This is a genomic window from Streptomyces sp. TP-A0356, assembly GCF_001417775.1.
Classification (GTDB): Bacteria; Actinomycetota; Actinomycetes; order Streptomycetales; family Streptomycetaceae; genus Streptomyces.
Genome location: NZ_BBZJ01000049.1, coordinates 1 through 17,746, shown reverse-complemented (window position 1 = coordinate 17,746; position 17,746 = coordinate 1). Strand labels below are relative to the sequence as shown.

Here is a 17,746-nt window from a genome sequence, read left to right as displayed (position 1 = left end):
AACGCGGGCAACGCCGGTAATGCAGGCAACGCGGGCAACGCAGGCAACGCCGGTAACGCAGGCAACGCGGGCAACGCGGGCAACGCCGGTAATGCAGGCAACGCGGGCAACGCAGGCAACGCCGGTAACGCAGGCAACGCGGGCAACGCAGGTAACGCAGGCAACGCCGGTAACGCAGGCAACGCCGGTAATGCGGACAATGCGGGCAATGCAGGTAACGCAGGCAACGCCGGTAATGCGGACAATGCGGGCAATGCAGGTAACGCAGGCAACGCCGGTAAGGGCGGCAAGGCCGGTAAGGCCGGTAAGGCCGGTAAGGGCGGCAAGGCCGGTAAGGGCGGCAAGGCCGGTAAGGGCAGCCAGAACGGCATCCTCCGCCAGCTCAAGAACAAGCGGGCGGCCACGATCAAGCGCATCGTCAACGCGATCGGCCGCGCGGCGGCCAAGCCGCAGGGGCTGGAGGGACTGGCACAGTGCGCCGTGAACAACGGCGGTGCTGCGAACAACGGTGGTGCTGCCAATAACGGTGGCGCTGCGAACAACGGTGGTGCTGCCAATAACGGTGGTGCTGCGAACAACGGTGGTGCTGCCAATAACGGTGGTGCTGCGAACAACGGTGGTGCTGCCAATAACGGTGGTGCTGCGAACAACGGTGGTGCTGCCAATAACGGCGGCGCTGCCAATAACGGTGGCGCTGCGAACAACGGCGGCGCCGCCACCCCGAGCGCCGCAGCCACCCAGTAGGCCGGCGGGACCGCCGGGAAGGCGGGCAACGCCGGCACGCTCACCCAGTGACGTGACGGGCGCCCGTGGAGGCCCTCGCCGCCGGCCACGGGCGCCGACAAACGGCTATTGACTCTGTCGGGGATCTTGAAGCGGTGGAGGTCAACTGCCCAGCGTTCGCCAGGTCTTCGACCGGGGGATGCGATGCTGGTCCAGGAAGGTCTGGAAGGCGGTCGGCGGTCTCGGCGAAGAGGGTCCCTCAGTCGCGGGCTGACTGCTGAGGCGTTCGATGTTCACGGCGATGGCCGTGAGTACGTGTTGCAGATGGGCTTTCGGCTGTCCTCGGTAGCGGCAGTGGCGCATGCCGTGTCCGTGAGCGAACTCGTTGATGGTGCCCTCGACTCCGGAACGCACCGCGTAGCGGGCCTTCCAGTCGGGGGTCTGCTGCTCGGCGCGGATGAGCTGACCCCGGATTCGTGGAGTCCCTGGCGTCCGCCCGCATAAGCGGGAGCCACCGCAGCCGGGAGAGTGGCTGCGGCGGCCCTCACAGTCACTGCAACCGCCGCCTGCGGCGCCCTGACATGACGATCACGCATACCGCATTCTCCTGTCGGTCCGATTGAGGATGAGTGCCGACCGCAGCGTCTGGTCGCGGGCTGGTGTGGCGGGCGGGCTGGTGTGGCGGGTGCCCCGGCTGCCCACAGCGCGGCTGTCCACGGGCCCACAGGCTGCGTGAACAGAGACTCGTCACCGGTCCCGAACTTCCCGCCGAGACGCAAAGTGCCCCCGTCCGGCGGACACGAGGAGACCGCCGCCACATCCGCAGGGGCAGTCTGCCTCGTAGGGCACCTTGGACGCTTCCGAGCCCGCCGCGTCCGCATCAGGTAACCAGGGCAGGGCATCCAGCGGACGTATGAGGGCGGCGTTGCCTGCGGACCCAGTTGGTCCCGGCCTCTGCCGGGGTAGGCGGCGATCGGGCCTGCTGCGACGGCGCGGTGAGTACCCGGTTGGCGGCACAAGTGGTGACTCCCGGATCCGGCCCGCGTTGTCCAGCCGTGCCGGGACCCCGCTCCACCCCCCGCCGCCCTCGGAGGCATCGCACAGCGAGCGTTCAGGGCATCGTCACCGCTGAGATTCGAACGACCCGTCGACCGAGATGCCGCGGAGGAAAGCCAGTATGACGACGGTGCCCTTGACGGACTGGTCGCACGATCAAACGGGAGCAGTACTCCCGCAGCGTGATCGGCGGCGGCTGGTTTCGCATGCCCCCGCCGATGCTGGGGCTGCTGCTGGCGGCCCTCACCGGAAGGGGGAAGCCCTTGACGCGGGAGCAACTGCCCGTTCGTGCGCAGCAGCGTCAACCCCTCCGGCGACTGGCAGGCCTCCTGCTGGATGGACGACGACGAGCGTCAAGCGGGGAAACGGGCCGATCTGTAAGCGGTGCGGGTCACTTCGGCGCGCTATGCAGCTCACTACGGATTGCCGCCGCTGTGCACGCTCGACGACATGCTGACCCTCGTGATCACCGCCGGGCTCGTGCACGAAATCCCCGACGGGGACGGTCAGATGCGCCTCTACCCGGCGTATCGGCTGCCCGACCCGCAGGAGGTCTTCCCTCTGGACGACGCGGAGTCGGCGGCACAGCGGTCGCTGCGCCGCCACCTTGCGTATGGGGGCGACTCCGCCCGGATCATCGCAATGTTCGATCGACAGGCCTGCGACACCAGGAGGTCACTGCAAGTCTCGACCGTCTGGCGCGGGTGATCGACGGTCATCCGCACGACGCCCGCCAAGCGGTCCTTCTCCTGCTGGAGGGGCCGGACTTCACGGCCGCCGCGGACATCTTCGCGATCCCGACGCACCAGGTCTTCCATCTGCGCTGCGACTGGAACACCTTCCACGCGCACCGCATCCGGATCCGACAGGGGCGGCAGGAACGGCTCGCGGCCACTGTCCCTGCCGACGGGGATGACAGCGGCTGAGACAGGACGCCACCACATGGGCTGCTGAAGGCCGGGCATGGCGCGCTGCCGTCCTGCCACCGGGCCTGCCGGGGGAGCGGCAGCCGTCTGGAAGGAGGGCGGCGTCGGTCACGGATGCGGCTGGCGTTGTTGACTCTTGCTGGTTCCGGCGCGACTTCCGTGCGAATCCGCGGGCGTCGATGCGCAATGGCACCGCGGTCGGCGCAGCCTGGCCGGGCTGCGGTGCCTGGTAGGCCGGTCACATGTCTGCGGCTTCTTCCGCTGACGCACCTGACGGAAGGCTGACGTGGAGGGCGCAGACGTCGTCCGGGCGTTCGGCATGGGCAAGGGATGCATGAAGTGCTGCCAGACTCTCCGGTCGTCCGGTGCGCAGTACGGCTGCGGCGGCGGTGGCCAGGATTTCCAGTCCCGTTTGGAGGTCTTGCCCCGGCCTCTCGATCAGCCCGTCGGTGAACAGGAGGAGTTGGTCCCCCTCCTGCAGTTGAAGGCTTGCCTCCGCGAACCGCGGCGCAGGTGTGGCGCCGAGAAGCATTCCGGCCGGGCGGTCGACGATCACGCCCTGGCCGGCGCGCACGAGGACGGGTGGCAGGTGGCCGGCCTGGGCCCAGGTCAGAGTGCGGTTGGCGGGGCGGTAGCGTGCCACGATCATCGTGGCGGTGGTGTGTCCGCCGGTCGGCGCCTGCAGGTGCATCAAAAGGGCGTTGAGCCGGGTGAGGGCGTCCGTCAGGCTGGAACCGGTGATGATCATACCTTTGGCGGTGAAGCGTAGCTGGGCCATGGACGCAACCGCGTTGATACCGTGGCCCATGACGTCGCCGACGACGAACAACGCGTCGCCGTCGGGCAGTTCTATGGCGCTGTACCAGTCACCGCCGACGCTGATGCCCCGTTCCGCGGGGTGGTAGAGAGCGTTGGTCCACAGACCGGCGAGCATGACCGGGCCGTTGGGCAGGGGAAGCAGGGCCTGCTGCAGGCGGGCGGCCATCTTGCGTTCGGCCTGGAGGAGGCCGCGCTGGGCCGAGACGGCGCGCTCGCTGCTGAGCAGGGCGAGTTCCGCATCCCGCTGACGCGAGAGGTCCTGGAAGAAGCCGTGCACCTCCAGCGGGGTGCCATCGGCGTCGGTGACTGCCTCGGCGACGATGCGCAGGTGGCGCACCCCGGTCCGGGTGGTGATCCGGAACGGCTGGTCGATGGCCGCGCCGTCGCCCAGCAGTCTCTGAGCTGCTCGGGTCAGCTCCGGCAGGTCCTCGGGAAGGACGTGCTCGGGAAGTTCCTCGAGCCGCATGGGGCCGAGACTCTGGTCGCGGTCGAAGATGGCGGAGGCGTACGGGGACCAGGTGATGGTGTCGGTGACCAGGTTCCAGTCGGCCCAACCCAGATTGCCCAGCCGTTGCAGGGTAGTCAGGCGCTGTTCCTGGCGGGCGGCGACGTCATGCCGGGTCCAGGAGACGACGAGGTGCTCGCCGAGCCGGCTGACGTGCAGGGAGAAGCTGGAGTGCCGGGGGATGCCGGCCACGACTTCCTCGTAGACGAACGGCTCGCTCGCGAAGGGCTTGCCGGTGGCGAGGACTTCCTGGTAGCCCTTCCACACTTCGGTGCCGGCGACGGTCGGATAGCACTCCAGGACGCGCTGGCCGATGAGCTCCCGTCCCTTGCGGTCGGCGACGTCCACCGACCCGGGCGCCGCAGCCTCGATGCGGAAGTCCTCCACGGTTCCGTCCGGCCCGCGCAGCGGCGCCAGGAGGATCACTGATCCCGGCAACGCGTCAAAGATCTGCTGCACAGCGTCCACGCGCGGGCGCTTGTGGGGTGCCGGAGAGTCGAGCGTCGTCAAGCGTCCGGCACACAACTGCACCGCGCCCACCAGCACCCCCCGCTCGTCGGAGGTGAACGCCCGATCGGTGGTGCGCAGTACGACCACGACCTCGTCGACCTGTCCGCCCGCGTTCACCGGCAGCCAGGCCCGCGAAGGCCACCGACGCGCAGTGGCGTCGGGCACGACGTAGGGCTCACTGCCCTCAGGCCCCTCCGACCAGACCGGCTCATGACTGTCCACCGGGTCCCGCACCGCTTCCGTACCGGCGACGGTCAGACTCTGCCACCGTGAGGTGTCCAGATCGTCGATGCCCGCGTGCCCGACCAGCCGAAGACGGGCTCCGGAGGTGCTGTAGATCAGCACCGCATCGGCCTCCGTGCCGGTCCTCAGCTCATCCAGCAGACAATGGGCGAGGTCATGCAGGTCCCGCACCGTTGCAAGACTCAGGCTCAGCCTGCCCAGCAGCATGGCGGCATCGCCGCCCGTACCAGCAGCGGAGGCGCGGCTTGCCGGCCTGGCGGGAGCCAGATATTGGGCGGACGCGAACACCGAGCCATCGGCAGGCCCAGGATTCGCACCGCGACCTCTGCGACCGCGCCGGCCCGTCAGCGGGCGGATGGCCCCGAGCGTCAGCCAGCACTCCTCCACGAGCGTGCGGTCGCCGGCAGCACAGCGGTCGAGGAGGATCTCGTAAGCGTCCTGCGCCGAGCATCCTTCCTGGACCATGACCGCGCCCTTGGCCCGCTCCAGCACAGGCAGCAGCGCCGCGACCCGTTGCAGGTCGACGATCTCGGCCCGCTGGCGTGCGACCACCTTCGCCAAGGCCGAATCGTCTGACGCCGCTCCCTGCGGGCGCGGCTGCTGCCGTGACGTCATGCGCCGAGCATCGCACAGGGAAGATGCCCGGGTCAGTACGGTCATCCGGACGAGCACATACAGCCGCCTTCGCAGACAGCCGCGGACGCGAGTCCGTCCAACGACCTTCGGCCGACTCGGCCGGGCGGGGCCGGCCGGCATCGGCTGGGGGAGTGTGCAGTCGCCTCCGGCTCGGCATGCCGGACGCCCCTCAGCCCAGAGCCGGTCGACGGCGTTGACGGCGGCTTCCCCGGCCGGCTGCTGCCTGCCCTCGCGCGAGGAAGCAGTCGTACGTCGAGCCGAGGCCCCCTTGGCGTGCTCGGCCATCGCCCTGACGCCCGTCGCGCGCAGGCCACGGACGTTGACATGACGGCGGCCCCGGCCACGATCCGGCCGCGCGACGGCGCGTTCCCCTCGCTGCAGGCGACGTCCAGGCGGCGTGCGAGGCTCTGACAGCGGAGGCCGGCCTCGAACGCCGTAACCCGCCCGGACGGGCAGCTCAGGCGGCCAGGGTCTGGCTCACCTTGGCGGTCGCACAGTCGTCCGCCCGGAGCTGTTTCAGCAGGGCGTCGGCGGCAGCGAGGGCCTCGTTCACCGACCGGGTGCCGGTCATCACACACAGGGTGTACGAGGTGTCTTCCAGCTCCTGGCTCGAACGGCCGGTGGGCTGCAGGTCGTGACGGAATCGGGCATCGGCGAAGCGGGCCAGCACCGCGCGCAGTTCCTTCTCCGCTGGGAGCAACACAATGACAACCTCTCTCGAACGGCGGGCCCTCACGCCGGACCCGAGCACCCGCGGAAAGCGCGCACTCACCAGGGGGCGCCACACTCGAAATGCCGGAGACACCTTGAGCACGTTGTGTACCCCCGCAAGATCGCCGCATGCACTGTTTCCGCCGCGCCCGGCAGACGGCACCGGACGTAAGGCGGCTGCCCTGGATGTCAGGGGGTGGTCACCGCACTGGGCGGGTGGTGTCGGGGCGCACAGAGCCTCGCCGGGACCGCAGCGGTACGCCCGCTTCGGTGAGCACACGGTGCACGAAGCCGTATGACCGGCCGTGGGCCTCGGCTATGGCACGGATCGACCGCCCTTCCCCGTACTCCCGGGCCAGGACTGCGGCGAGCTCCTCACGTGCGCCACCGGTGATCCACTTCCTCTTGTGCACGAAGATCTCCTTTCGCGACTCCCGACGCCGGGACTGATCACCGATTGCCCGTGACGCCAAGACCCATGTGCGCTCGCCGCGCAACCGGGGGCGAAGTACCCCGGCCCGGCCCTTGCAGCCGGAGCCGCGGCCGGGGCGCCGGCCCGGCCGCGGGACGCCCGCAAAGGGGGAAGGTCAGGAGTTGAGGATGCGGCGCACGTTGTCGACGGAGCCGCAGCCGTCCTTCAGCTGACGCTCGCGCTCCTCCCGGAACGCCACGCCCAGTTCCTCACGCCGTTCCATCGCCACGTTCTCGCGCGCGCCGTTGAGGATGGTGCGCTCCTCCTCGTCGGCGTGGTGGGTGACGGCCTCCACCAGTTCCTCCAGCTTGGAGTCCCACTCCTCCGAGCCGACCTGCTCCACTTCCAGAAGGTCCAGGAGGGCCTTGTTGCCCTCGTCGTGCTCGTGCTCCCCGTGCTCGACCTCTTCGTCCTCGATGTTCTTGTACCTCTTCAGTGCGGGATAGACCTTGGCCTCCTCGGCCAGCGCGTGGGCGATCAGCAGGTCCGCGAACTCCTTCAGCGCGGCGGCCCGGTCGGCCTCGACGCTGCGCATCAGGCGGAACAGCTCCTCCATGCGCCGGTGGTCCTGAAGGAGGAGCTCGACGACGTCCTGTGTCTCGGCCATGGCGGGGCACCACTTTCGTTCCGTACGGTTGGGGTCACTACCGCCTACCCCCACTGCCTGCATTGATGGCTTCCCGACGCCTGGTACCCGGCACCGTGCACACCGCGGTCACCGTCGTGTTCTCGGCCTGGCCCACGCCCGACTCCACATCCTGCTGCGCCTGCTGCCGGTCGGGGTAGGAGTTGGTCCACTGCCAGAACCCGCAGCCCGGCCAAGAGGAACTGACAGGGATGGGAAGTGGCCGTCGTGTCAGGCGCACAGCCGCACTACGTCGGATCCGGGCCGAGCACGGACCGCTTGGGCCAGGAGCCGGTGAGCGAGCTGGTGCAGCGGGCCTCGCCGCAGCTGACAGTGAGTACGTTGCCCGCCGCACCGCCCAAGGCATGTCGAAGAAGGACATCATCCGCTGTCTGAAACGGTTCGTCGCTCGGGAGGTGAGCTGTCCCGAGTTTCGTAGAGTCCGGTGATCTTGTTTCAGGCGGACTGCGGGGTGGCTTCCTGGTGTCGCCACCAGTCGCGTTCGTACTCGGCGGGCGGTACGTAGTCGAGGGCGGAGTGGAGCCGTTCCTCGTTGTACCAGGTGACCCACTGGAAGATCGCCCGTTCGACCTGGTCGAAACCGGTCCAGGGGCCTTGCATCTCGATCAGTTCGGCCTTGAAGGTGCCGTTCAGCGCCTCGGCCATCGCGTTGTCATACGAGTCCGCGACCGAGCCGACGGACGCGGCGGCCCCGATTTCGGCGAGCCGGCCGGTGTAGCGAATCGACACGTATTGCGACCCCCTGTCGCTGTGATGGACCAGCCCGGAGTCCTTCTTGATCCGCCGCCTCCACAGCGCCATCTCCAGCGCATCCAGCGGGAGTTCGGTGCGCATGTGCCCTTCTTCAGGAAGCCGGTGTCGTCGCAGATCAGGACGGCGTCTGGGCTGCCGATGGTCTCCACGACGAAGTCACGGACATCGTCTCGGACTGCGTTCTCGTCCCAGTCGGAGAGGTTGAGCAGGCGCTGGACACCGTCCGGGCGGAGCTGGCCGACCTGCTCGGCCAGCGTCCAGCCGTTCTTCTTCTCCAGAGGTGCGACCAGCCCCTGAAGGTAGTCCAGTGCCCGCTCGCGCGGCTCGGACCTGCCAAAACGGTGGGCGAACCGGGCATGCAGCCCGGCTATCCCCTCGGACCACGACTCAACCTGCTCGACCGTCAGCGCATCAGCACACAGTCACATCAACGACAGGCCACGTTCATCGTCACCCCAGATGCGGTTGCAGTATTAGGAGCTTCCGAGCTGGTGCGCGGTGAGATGAAGCTGGCCGGGGCGGAGATGAAGGAGAAGAGCAAGCGCTACGGCTAGGGCGGCGAGTCGTTCGGCGGTGCCGGCGTCGTGGGCTTCCTGATGCTGCAGGCGCTGGGGCTCAAGGGGCAGGCGGCGCTCCAGACCGGGCACTTGAAGGAGAAGGCGGCCGAGGCCGCGGCTCTGGTCCAGTACAAGCTGCCGGAACCGGTCAAGGACACGACCGCCCAAGCTGCCGGGCAGGTTCGTGCGAAGGCGGGCGAAGCCGGTCAGCTGTGGAAGGAGACAGTGCCCGAGCCGGTGCGGGACAAGACGGCCCAGGGGGCGCGGCTGGCGCGGGAGAACCCCAAGGTGCTGCCGGCGGCTTCGGGCGCCCAGGCCGTGATGGTGTGGCTGGGTCGTCGCCGGAAGGGGCGAGAACGGTGAAGCCGTCAAGATCGCTTACAAGCCGGTCGGGCTGGCCCTCGGTGCCGCCAGCGGCATGGTGGCGGGGGCGGTCAAGCAGGCGTGGAAGACCGGTGCTGCCCCGACGCCAGCATTGTCCGAGCCGTCGACCGGGCAGCCAGCCCGAACCGCGCGGCCACTCCAAGGGTGAGAAGGAGAAAGCCGCCGGCGAAAGGACGTGAGCACCACTCGCGCCGGGCTGGTGTCCGGCGTGTCCGCGCTGGCCGCGCCGACAGTACGCCCGCATGGGTGCCAACAGCATCACCGCGGTGGCCATCTACCTCATCTCGGCATCGCCGGACTGGCCACCATCGCCGCCTGTCCGCGAGACGACCTGCAGCGCGTGCGGCGGGGTGCTGTCAGAAGCTGAGCGCGTCCCGCAGAGTGGGGCGGCAGTCGATGAACTGGTCGACACCGACGAGCTGCAGGGTGCGCAGCACGGCTGGGGCCGGTGCGGCCAGCCGCAGCCAGCCCCCTGCCGCTGCGGCGGCTGGGTGGGCGGCGATGAGGATGTTGATGCCGCTGGAGTCCATGAAGGAGACCCGCCGCATGTCGACCACGATGCGGGGGCGGACGATGCCGGAGACGTCCAGGGCGTGGTGGAGCGCCTCGCCGGTGTGGTGGTCGATTTCACCGGTCAGCGTCAGTACACGGATGCCGTCGGTCGAGGTCGCCACGACCGACAGCCCGCCAGGCGGCGGTGCCTGCTCAGCTTGCTCGGTGTCCGGAATTCGTCCTTCACCCATGTAGGGGATACTGGCACACCAAGATTTCGGCCCGCAGTGCTGCCCTGCACGGTGCTGGCGATGTCCTTGCCCTGGACGAGGGCCAATAGGGGGGCGAAGGGCGTGTGCCGCGCAGGCAAGGGTAGGGGCGGGGGTGACAACGGGGGAGAAGGCGGTCGGCATGGAACCAGCGGTGCCCTTGGATGAGGACGGCACGGCGCCGGAGGAGCGCACCCTGCAGACCACCGTGGCCTTGAGCGGGGAGGGCACGGACATCGCCCAGGCCCGCCACCTGGCCGCCGGCTTCCTCACCCGCGTGCAGGCCGAACACGGGCTGCCCATCTCGCAGCGCGCCATGGATCTGACCCAGCTGGTGGTCAGCGAGCTGGTCACCAACGCCCGCAAGTACGCGCCCGGCCCGATACTGCTGGACCTGCGCATCGCCGGCGACACGGTCGAAGTAGTGGTGTGGGATTCCGACCCGGTACTGCCGGTGGCCCGGGCCGCTGACGCAGGCCGGGTGGGACAGCACGGCCTGGAGATCGTCATGGCCGTCTCCCAGGGCTTCGAAGCCCAGCGGGAGCCGGTCGGCAAACGCATCACCGCCCGCATCGCCCTGCTGGACGACCCAGGCGGGGAACTCGCCGGACGCCGGCCCCTGTGACAGCAGGGGCGTTCGGCAGCGCACGGCACGGGCACCCGTTACTGATCTCGGCTTGTTAGGGTGATGTGAGGGTGTCCAGGGGCAGGCCGGTCCCGGCTATGAACCCGTCGAGGGTGTCGGGTCGGTACTGCAAGCGTTTGAGCCGGTTACGCACGAGCTTCTCCAGGCGGTCGAGGGCGACGACGGCGAGGTTGGCCAGGCTGCGTTTGGTGTGTGCCCACACGCCCTCGACCGGGTTCAGATCGGGCGAGTACGCAGGAAGCAGGAACACTGTCAGCCACTCACGTTCGGCAACCAGTTCCTGCATCGTTTTGGAGATGTGGGTGTTGAGCCGGTCCCACACCAGCACGATGGGTGCCTTGACCAGCTGGTGGACGCCGTCCAGGAGAGCGATGTAGTCGCGCTCGCTCGTGCTGCGTCGCGTGCCCTTGCCCGCGGGGTGGGCGAGCAGGCGGTGGCACAGCCGGGTGCGGGAGCCCGGGCGCCAGGCGATCAGCCCGGCCACCGACAGGCGTCCCGAGCGCCGTCCGCTTACGGTGACGACCGGGGTGTGGCCTCGCCGGCCCCAGGTGCGTCCTTTGGGCGGTCTGCGGGTGAAGCTCGCCTCGTCCTCGAAGCAGATGTAGCCCCTGCAGGCCGCCCGGGCCCTTTTACCTCCACCCAGGTCGCCTCCTTCCAGCCGGTCACGGCCTCTTCGTCGCGCTCGGCCACCCTGCGTGCGGGCATCTGCGGAGTGAACGGCGCATCAGCCTCGTTGCGCCCGAGACGCTGTAGGAGACGTGGAACTTCCTGCCGATCAACGTGGCCACCCCTGCAGCCGTCCACACCTGGTCCTCGGTCCAGCCGTGCGCGGCCGGCCCCTGCTCGAGGTACCCGGCGAGCTTCTCCAGACAGGCATGGTAAGCCGACTTCACGCTCACACGCAGTTGCCGGGCGGCCTCGGGCGGTTTGACCTGCTGAGCGAACAGCTCCGCCGCCTGCATCCGCACCGCTTCCCGGCGCCGCCGTGCTGCAGGCGTCAGCCCGCCCCCATCCGCATATCTCACGCTCCACGGACTATCGACAACACGAGACCCGCATCAGGAAGCCCAGCAAAGATCACCCTAACGAGCCGAGATCAGTAAGTTGACACACCCGGCGGAAGCGTGACAGAGCAGTGATCTTCAGGGGGTGTGGCCGTTCCGGTCTGGTGTCCGGTCCTTTGGTTGGGGGTCATAGGTGGAGGCGGGGCGCGTTCGGATTGTGGTTGGCGTGGCCTGGGTGGCGTGTTCGGTCGGGTGGTTGGCCTGCGGTCTTTAGTTATGGGGGAATGATCTTGTATGCAGCGGCCTCCTCGTAAGCACGATTGAAAGCGACGAACGCCTCAACGCTGGAGTTCACCAGTTTGAGCGGCCACGGCCGGGGCGGTCAGGACGCGGAGGGGGCTTCCGCTTCGAGCCCACGGGAAGCGACGAGCTGTGCACTGCCGTCGGCCAGGCGATAGCACAGGCCCACCACGGCGGCCTGGCCGGCGGCGACCTTCTCAGCGAGCACCCGGGAGCGGTCCAGCAGCAGGTCGACGGTGTGCCGTACGTGCTCGGCGAGAATTTTGTGCGGCTCGACGTGTCCGGCGGCCCGCGCGGCCAGCACGCTGGGGGTGACCCGCTCGACGACGTCCCGGACGTAGCCGCCCGGTGTCATGCCGTCCTCCAGCGCGGCGCACGCTGCGCCGACCGCGCCGCAGGAGTCGTGACCGAGCACGATCACCAGCGGGCAGTCCAGCACGTCGACGCCGTACTCGATGCTGCCCAGCACTTCCGGGCCCATGACATGGCCGGCGGTGCGGACTACGAACAGGTCGCCCAGGCCGCGGTCGAAGATGATCTCGGCGGCCAGCCGGGAGTCGGAGCACCCGAACAGCACGGCGAAGGGCTGTTGAGACGGTGCGATCTCGGCGCGGCGGGTGGCGTCCTGGTTCGGGTGCTCCGGAGCGCCGGCGACGAAGCGCTGGTTACCGGCCAGCAACAGCTGGAAGGCATCGCGGGGCGTTGGGGTCATGGCCGCAGCCTACGAGCCGGGTGGTTCGTTGGCAGTGCGTGGGTGCTCACGACGGTGTTGCGGAGCCCGTTATGAGTGCGGTACGCCTGGATTCGCCCCTCACTTCACGGGCCTCGGGCGAGCAGCGGTCCTCGCCGCTCAGAGGCGGCGCACTCGTCAGAAGACTCGTTCGGCACGGATGACCAGGACGCCATCCTGTGGAGGGTTCAGAGTCAGCGGCCCGGTGTATACGGCGTTGCCGTTCCGCGCCGCATCTTGGGTGATTCGGCTGCTCGGGCAGCGGCGCTGGCGGCCAGTGCGAGCAGAAGTGCGATGGCGCCTGTGATGACGTGGTTGGTGATGGTCTTGGTGGTGTTCACATGGCCTGCCACCACCCAGGGCGCGATAATCGTCCAGACGCCCAGGGCACAGGCTCCCCAGGCCATGCTGTGGGCGCGTTCGTAGGCTCGGCCGAAGCCCCCGCTCATGAGTAGGGCATAAGCGAGGCCCACCAGGAGGTTGTTGACGGCGAGAGTGGACAGGCCGTTGAACCCGGTGATCCACGCTGACGCTGCCAGGTAGATGCCGGTGAGGAAGGCCAGCATGCCGACGGCCTGGCCTTGCGGGGCACTCGTGGCGCGCTCGGCGATTTCGTGCCGTAGGCGCATATCGACGATATCGGGGTGGGTCTCCATGGACGGCCCGTGAGAAGTGGTGATTGCGGTCACCTTGGTGTGAGAGTGGATATTTCCGGACCGGGTACCCAGCGGGCGCAGGAAATCCAGCGCTGAGGGATCGCACACCCGGCTAATTCGGCGCAGCCGACTGCGGGATTCCTTATCGGCACTCTTGGGCGGAGCGCGTTTGAGCGGCTCAGACTCTCGCGCTGCGACTCGTTACCCTGCGTCACGTTGGGCCGGTCCGGCGCCCGGTCCGGACAGCTCGAGTAGGGCACGCTAGGAGTGGCCGGTGGTTGCGGGACGCCATCTGTTCCGGCGTGAGCGAAGGTGGTCCGGGCCATGCTGATGACCCGCCCTTCGGCGGGGACGAAGCCGATCGAGCATTTCAAGAACAGTGCACGGGGCCTGTGTCATCGGGGCCTCGAACAGAGCGTCGGTCAGCGCCGTGGCGGTAGATGATCACTTTCGCACGAAGGCCGGAAAGGAGTCGGCGATGCGACGTCGTGGCCCGGTGCATCTCGTCATCGCTTCGGTCGGATCCTGCCGGCGAAGTGACGGGACCTGCTGTGGTTGACAGGGCCGCGGCCGCTCTGGCACTGGTACGGATGGTCCAGGCCAGCCATACGGTCACTCTGGAGCAGCTTCCGGACCTGGTCGCCCAGCACGCTGCCGGAGCCGGGCTGTACGACGTGGCCGTCTTCGTCGTCGACATCCGCGAGACGGTGCTGCGCCGCCTCACCGGCGAGGGACGCGACGCCGCCGGCGGAGGACAGGAGTTCACCGTCCAGGGCAGCTTGCCCGGCCAGGCGTACCAGCGTGTGGATCTCCTCGCAGAGCCAGCGTCGGACAGGACGCCGGGTCGGCGTCGGCGGTGGTGGGTGGCCGTCACCGACGGCGTGGAGCGCCTGGGCGTGGTGCGGGCCGACAGCGACACCGACGACGAGCCGACCCGTGACATCCTGCGGGATCTGGCGTCGATGACGGCACTGCTGCTGCTCAGCAAGCGTTCCTTCAGCGACTCCTACGCCCGGCTGGTGCACACCGAGCCGATGAACGTCGCCGCCGAGATGCAGTGGAACCTCACCCCGCCTCCCGCCTATGCCGGACACGGCGTCACGGTGGGTGCGGTGATGGAACCGGCCTACCAAATGGGCGGCGACGCCTTCGACTACGCCGTCGCCGGCACTACGCTGCATCTGAGCGTCTTCGACGCCATGGGCCACGACACGACCGCCGGTATCACCGCGAACGTCGCCGTCGCCGCCTGCCGCAACGCCCGCCGCCAGGGCGCCTCCCTGGCCGAGACCAGCGAGCAGGTGGAACAGGCGCTGCTCCAGCAGTTCAGCACCAGCCGCTACGTCACCGGCATCCTGGCCGGCCTCGACATGGCCAGCGGGCGGCTGACCTGGATCAACCGTGGACATCCCCTGCCGATCCTCATCCGCGACAATCGCTGGACGACCGAGCTGGCCTGCCCGCCGGCCGGACCCATGGGGGCCGATCTGGGCCTGCCGGTGACCGAGCGCACCGAGCAGCTGCAACCCGGTGACCGCCTGCTGTTCTACACCGACGGGATCATCGAGGCCCGTGACGCCCGCGGTGACGAGTTCGGCCGGGACCGGTTCGTCGGCTTCATCCGCCGCCACCACGCGGGCCGGCACACCCTGCACGAAACCCTGCGCCGGCTCATGGCCGCCGTCATGGACCACAACGACGGGCGCCTCGCCGACGACGCCACCGTCCTGCTCACCGAGTGGCGCGGCGGCCACCAGGACGAGCTGACCCCATGAGCCACACCAGCCCGGGCAGGAGGATCACCTGAGCACCGACCCGCCCGCGCCTGTGGACGTACAGGTGCATACCGCAGCCCCCGACCGGCGTCTTGTGACCGTCATGGGTCATCTGGACCTGCACACCGCCCACCATCTCGCTGACGCATTGCAACCGCTGCTGGACCGCGGCCCTCACACGGTGCTGCTGGACCTGTCCGGCGTCACCTTCCTCGACTCCACCGGAGTCACCTGTTTGATCACCGCCTACCGCACGGCCCGCAGCACCGGCGTCCGCCTCGCGCTGATCGCCCCCAGCGAGCCGGTGCGGAAGATGCTGCAACTGACCGGCGTCGACCAAGTCCTCGACAGCTACCCCTCCCCGGAAGCCGCTCCGATCAGCGCTGCGGCGCGTGTCTCGGCCCGGACGGGGCACGTGGTTGTGGGGCAGATGGGAGCGAAGCGGCGGCACGGCATCGACGACCGTGCCGCCGTGTGGGCTGTTCGGCTGGCGATGGTCCCTCGGTCGCCGGTTGAGCGGTCTGCAACGAGTCCGGTTGCCTGTGGCCGTCCGCACGCCTGCGTGTGCTGGGGGCTGACGTTCATAACACAGCAAAGCACCGTAAAGAGTATTATCCGGTCAATTCGGGTACTTGGCTCTATGGGTAAATGACTCTTTTGGTTTGAGGAGTCAGGCAGCCGGGCGGGAGTCGGTCCGATGTCTACGGGAACTCTTCTGGCGATCGTCATTCCCATCGCGTTCATCGTGGCCCTGATCGCGTTGGCCCTGGCTCTTCTCACGCGGCGCCGGACCTTGCGTGAACGCTTCGGCCCCGAGTACGAGCGGACGGTCGAGGGAGCCGACGACAGCCAATTCGCCGCCGAACGCGAGCTCAGCGAGCGCGCCAAGCGTCATGACCACCTCGACATCAAGCCCTTTTCGGCCAGTGCCCGGGACCGCTTCACCCGGGACTGGGACAGCGTGCAGCAAGAGTTCGTGGGCCCCCCGGAGAACGCGGTGCACGACGCGGACCGGCTGGTGACCTCGCTGATGCAGGCGCGCGGCTACCACACCGAGGGCTTCGACCGGCAGCTCAAGGACCTCTCCGTGGAACACGGCCGCACCCTGGAGCACTATCGGGCCGCCCACGAGAGCGACACGCTCAGCACGGGACACAAAGCTACCGCCGAGCAGCTGCGCAACGCCATGGTGCACTAGCGCGCCCTGTTCGATGATCTCCTCTCCGACGGCGGCCTCACCCGCCACGCCCCGGCCTGACACCCTGCGGCCCATACACCGGCACAGACGGAGGCGACATGCAGGGCGAAAACATATTTCTTCAACCGCTTGCTCACCACCTGACGACCCCACCACCACGCGGAGCCGACAGGACAACAGTCGGCGACGCCCTGCCGGGCGCCGCCCTCAGCGGCCGGTACGCCGACCACACAGAAGGGAAGCCATCGTGATCGCACTCGGCATCGTCCTGCTCATCGTCGGGTTCATCCTGCACATCGGCATCCTCTGGACGATCGGGATCATCCTGCTCGCCATCGGGGCCATTCTGTTCCTTCTCGGCTCCGTAGGACACGCCGTCGGGGGCCGACGACACTACTGGTAGGCCGCACCAAGCCGGTCCCGACCAGACCTGCTCATCACAGCGCCGCGGGGACGACTGCAGCGGCCGACGGGCTTTTCCGAAGCCGGCCGACCGCTGCAACGTCGAGCGTGTGCGCCAAGGGGATCAGACTTCACCGCGCCATGCGCCGGTTTCCCTGCCGCCGCGGGACTCGATGAACTCCTTGAACGCTTCAGGTCGCCGGCGGCCTGTCGCTTGACGAAGCCGAGCTTGTCACCGACGGTCTCGGCCAGGCCATCGGGCTCGTAATCGAGCTGCAGCATGACCTTGGTGGTGCTGTCGTCGATACGGTGGAAGGTGACGACGCCGGCCTGCTTGGCTTCGCCGCCGGTGGTGGTCCAGGCGACGCGTTCGTCGGGGATCTGCTCGGTGATCTCGGCGTCGAATTCACGCTCGACCCCGCCGATCTTGGTCTTCCAGTGCGTGAGAGTGTCAGTGCGCTGCTCGATGCGCTCCACGCCGTCCATGAACTGGGGGAAGTCCTCGAACTGGGTCCACTGGTTGTAGGCGGTGCGGACGGGAACGTTGACCTCGATGGACTCTTCCACCTGCGACATGCGGCATCTCCTTCATGTGAGGGCGTCACCCGGGCGCATGAGATCCGAGCCCTGGCTTTGTTGATCACTTCCCGGGTGCCACCGGTTCCGTCGCATATGCCCACCGACTCCGCTCGAACGGTGGTTTCACCGCTCGAAACGGCCGTACATCGGCCAGGATTCTTGGCCGGTGACATAGGAATGGGCCTTCCTGGCAGGAAGGCCCATTCCGGGGCGGGGGAGGGGATGTCAGCGCTTGAAGGCGTCTTTGGCCTTCTCCTTGGCCTCACGGGCGTCACCCGTGCTCTTCTCGGCCTGTCCTTCGGCGGCCATCCGGTCGTTGCCGATGGCGCTGCCCACAGTTTCCTTGGTCTTGCCCTTGGCCTGCTCGGTCTTCGCCTTGGCCTTCTCTCCGGCAGTCGTGAAAGGGGCCTCCTTGGACCATCTGGGTCGCTGTACTGGTATCCGGCTGGTGCCCCGACTCTCTCCTTGCAAACAAGGCTGTGGTTGAGGAATGTGCGACGCATTGCAGGGCAGACGGAGGGTCAGGAGGTCGATAACTATGGTTCCCCTTTTGCTGGTTCTGCTTCTCGCTCTGATCCTTTTCAGTGCCGGCTTCGCCGTCAAGATTCTGTGGTGGGTCGCCATCGCCGTCCTGGTGGTGTGGCTGCTCGGCTTCGTCATGCGTTCGACCAGTCCTGGCGGTGGCCGCGGCCGTTGGTATCGATGGTGACCTGACGTCGCACCCACCCCCTTCGTAGGGCCCGGCCGAAGGAAG

At 68.3% G+C, this 17,746-nt stretch carries 19 protein-coding genes and 5 pseudogenes; 10 read left to right on the top strand and 14 right to left on the bottom strand.

Annotation, left to right across the window (positions count from 1 at the left end):
* A pseudogene (locus tag ASC56_RS41000) lies at positions 1 to 744 on the top strand (hypothetical protein); the annotation flags it as partial.
* A gap of 141 nt (positions 745 to 885) precedes the next feature.
* Here the strand turns inward: ASC56_RS41000 and ASC56_RS36795 are convergent.
* A complete protein-coding gene (locus tag ASC56_RS36795) occupies positions 886 to 1,182 on the bottom strand; it encodes a transposase (protein ID WP_267887665.1) in 297 nt (98 codons plus the stop codon).
* Positions 1,183 to 2,229: 1,047 nt separating this feature from the next.
* On the opposite strand from ASC56_RS36795, the pseudogene ASC56_RS43405 reads away from it, so the two are divergent.
* Positions 2,230 to 2,705 (top strand): annotated as a pseudogene (locus tag ASC56_RS43405) (DUF6042 family protein).
* 238 nt (positions 2,706 to 2,943) lie between these two features.
* Here the strand turns inward: ASC56_RS43405 and ASC56_RS36780 are convergent.
* The 6 genes and pseudogenes from ASC56_RS36780 to ASC56_RS39235 all read right to left on the bottom strand — a co-directional run.
* Positions 2,944 to 5,334, bottom strand: coding sequence for a SpoIIE family protein phosphatase (locus tag ASC56_RS36780; protein ID WP_234377253.1), 2,391 nt, complete (start codon positions 5,332 to 5,334; stop codon positions 2,944 to 2,946).
* A 541-nt stretch (positions 5,335 to 5,875) separates the two neighbouring features.
* On the bottom strand, positions 5,876 to 6,121 hold the full coding sequence (locus tag ASC56_RS36775; protein WP_055495953.1) for a DUF5133 domain-containing protein: 246 nt from the start codon (positions 6,119 to 6,121) through the stop codon (positions 5,876 to 5,878).
* A 208-nt stretch (positions 6,122 to 6,329) separates the two neighbouring features.
* Positions 6,330 to 6,542, bottom strand: coding sequence for a helix-turn-helix domain-containing protein (locus ASC56_RS36770; protein WP_055495952.1), 213 nt, complete (start codon positions 6,540 to 6,542; stop codon positions 6,330 to 6,332).
* Positions 6,543 to 6,716: 174 nt separating this feature from the next.
* The gene (locus ASC56_RS36765; RefSeq protein WP_055495951.1) at positions 6,717 to 7,208 is read right to left on the bottom strand and encodes a hemerythrin domain-containing protein; all 492 of its coding nucleotides are present in this window, start codon (positions 7,206 to 7,208) and stop codon (positions 6,717 to 6,719) included.
* Positions 7,209 to 7,682: 474 nt separating this feature from the next.
* Positions 7,683 to 8,081, bottom strand: a complete 399-nt coding sequence (locus ASC56_RS36760) for an integrase core domain-containing protein (RefSeq protein WP_079102975.1) — start codon at positions 8,079 to 8,081, stop codon at positions 7,683 to 7,685.
* A pseudogene (locus ASC56_RS39235) lies at positions 8,081 to 8,407 on the bottom strand (transposase); the annotation flags it as partial. The gene ASC56_RS36760 and the pseudogene ASC56_RS39235, both read right to left, overlap by 1 nt.
* Between ASC56_RS39235 and ASC56_RS41465 the strand changes: the two are divergent.
* Together ASC56_RS41465 and ASC56_RS36755 are read left to right on the top strand one after the other, a co-directional pair.
* Positions 8,357 to 8,554, top strand: coding sequence for a phage holin family protein (locus ASC56_RS41465; protein WP_107309465.1), 198 nt, complete (start codon positions 8,357 to 8,359; stop codon positions 8,552 to 8,554). The pseudogene ASC56_RS39235 and the gene ASC56_RS41465 overlap by 51 nt on opposite strands.
* 30 nt (positions 8,555 to 8,584) lie before the next feature.
* Positions 8,585 to 8,920 carry a hypothetical protein gene (locus ASC56_RS36755; protein ID WP_055495950.1) on the top strand — a complete coding sequence of 112 codons (336 nt, stop codon included), beginning with the start codon at positions 8,585 to 8,587 and terminating at the stop codon, positions 8,918 to 8,920.
* 377 nt (positions 8,921 to 9,297) lie between these two features.
* Here the strand turns inward: ASC56_RS36755 and ASC56_RS36750 are convergent, their stop codons facing one another.
* Complete coding sequence (locus ASC56_RS36750) at positions 9,298 to 9,684, bottom strand: STAS domain-containing protein (protein ID WP_079102974.1); 387 nt, start codon at positions 9,682 to 9,684, stop codon at positions 9,298 to 9,300.
* Positions 9,685 to 9,844: 160 nt separating this feature from the next.
* Here ASC56_RS36750 and ASC56_RS36745 point away from each other — a divergent pair, with 160 nt between their 5' ends.
* A complete protein-coding gene (locus ASC56_RS36745) occupies positions 9,845 to 10,327 on the top strand; it encodes an ATP-binding protein (protein ID WP_055495949.1) in 483 nt (160 codons plus the stop codon).
* 55 nt (positions 10,328 to 10,382) lie between these two features.
* On the opposite strand, the gene ASC56_RS36740 is transcribed toward ASC56_RS36745, so the two are convergent.
* From ASC56_RS36740 to ASC56_RS36725, 4 genes and pseudogenes are all read right to left on the bottom strand, one after another.
* Positions 10,383 to 10,949 (bottom strand): transposase, encoded by a 567-nt coding sequence (locus tag ASC56_RS36740; protein ID WP_079102978.1) that lies wholly within the window; start codon positions 10,947 to 10,949, stop codon positions 10,383 to 10,385.
* Positions 10,859 to 11,310, bottom strand: a pseudogene (locus tag ASC56_RS36735) (winged helix-turn-helix domain-containing protein). The gene ASC56_RS36740 and the pseudogene ASC56_RS36735 overlap by 91 nt, the downstream one beginning before the upstream one ends.
* Positions 11,311 to 11,734: 424 nt before the next feature.
* The gene (locus tag ASC56_RS36730) at positions 11,735 to 12,364 is read right to left on the bottom strand and encodes a carbonic anhydrase (RefSeq protein ID WP_055495948.1); all 630 of its coding nucleotides are present in this window, start codon (positions 12,362 to 12,364) and stop codon (positions 11,735 to 11,737) included.
* A gap of 212 nt (positions 12,365 to 12,576) precedes the next feature.
* The gene (locus ASC56_RS36725) at positions 12,577 to 13,038 is read right to left on the bottom strand and encodes an SPW repeat protein (protein WP_055495947.1); all 462 of its coding nucleotides are present in this window, start codon (positions 13,036 to 13,038) and stop codon (positions 12,577 to 12,579) included.
* Between the two features lie 590 nt (positions 13,039 to 13,628).
* Between ASC56_RS36725 and ASC56_RS36720 the strand changes: the two genes are divergently transcribed.
* From ASC56_RS36720 to ASC56_RS41460, 4 genes are all read left to right on the top strand, one after another.
* Positions 13,629 to 14,813, top strand: a complete 1,185-nt coding sequence (locus ASC56_RS36720; protein ID WP_055495964.1) for a PP2C family protein-serine/threonine phosphatase — start codon at positions 13,629 to 13,631, stop codon at positions 14,811 to 14,813.
* Between the two features lie 52 nt (positions 14,814 to 14,865).
* On the top strand, positions 14,866 to 15,465 hold the full coding sequence (locus ASC56_RS39230) for an STAS domain-containing protein (protein ID WP_371330505.1): 600 nt from the start codon (positions 14,866 to 14,868) through the stop codon (positions 15,463 to 15,465).
* A 45-nt stretch (positions 15,466 to 15,510) separates the two neighbouring features.
* Positions 15,511 to 16,011: a hypothetical protein gene (locus tag ASC56_RS36710; RefSeq protein ID WP_055495946.1), complete on the top strand. Its 501-nt coding sequence runs from the start codon at positions 15,511 to 15,513 to the stop codon at positions 16,009 to 16,011.
* 247 nt (positions 16,012 to 16,258) lie between these two features.
* Complete coding sequence (locus ASC56_RS41460) at positions 16,259 to 16,414, top strand: DUF6131 family protein (RefSeq protein WP_199836170.1); 156 nt, start codon at positions 16,259 to 16,261, stop codon at positions 16,412 to 16,414.
* A 123-nt stretch (positions 16,415 to 16,537) separates the two neighbouring features.
* Here the strand turns inward: ASC56_RS41460 and ASC56_RS36705 are convergent.
* Both ASC56_RS36705 and ASC56_RS36700 read right to left on the bottom strand, forming a co-directional pair.
* Positions 16,538 to 16,989 (bottom strand): annotated as a pseudogene (locus tag ASC56_RS36705) (SRPBCC family protein).
* A gap of 228 nt (positions 16,990 to 17,217) precedes the next feature.
* A complete protein-coding gene (locus tag ASC56_RS36700) occupies positions 17,218 to 17,433 on the bottom strand; it encodes a CsbD family protein (RefSeq protein ID WP_055495963.1) in 216 nt (71 codons plus the stop codon).
* Positions 17,434 to 17,530: 97 nt separating this feature from the next.
* Between ASC56_RS36700 and ASC56_RS36695 the strand changes: the two genes are divergently transcribed.
* Positions 17,531 to 17,701 carry a hypothetical protein gene (locus ASC56_RS36695; protein ID WP_055495945.1) on the top strand — a complete coding sequence of 57 codons (171 nt, stop codon included), beginning with the start codon at positions 17,531 to 17,533 and terminating at the stop codon, positions 17,699 to 17,701.
* The last annotated feature ends 45 nt before the right edge of the window (positions 17,702 to 17,746 follow it).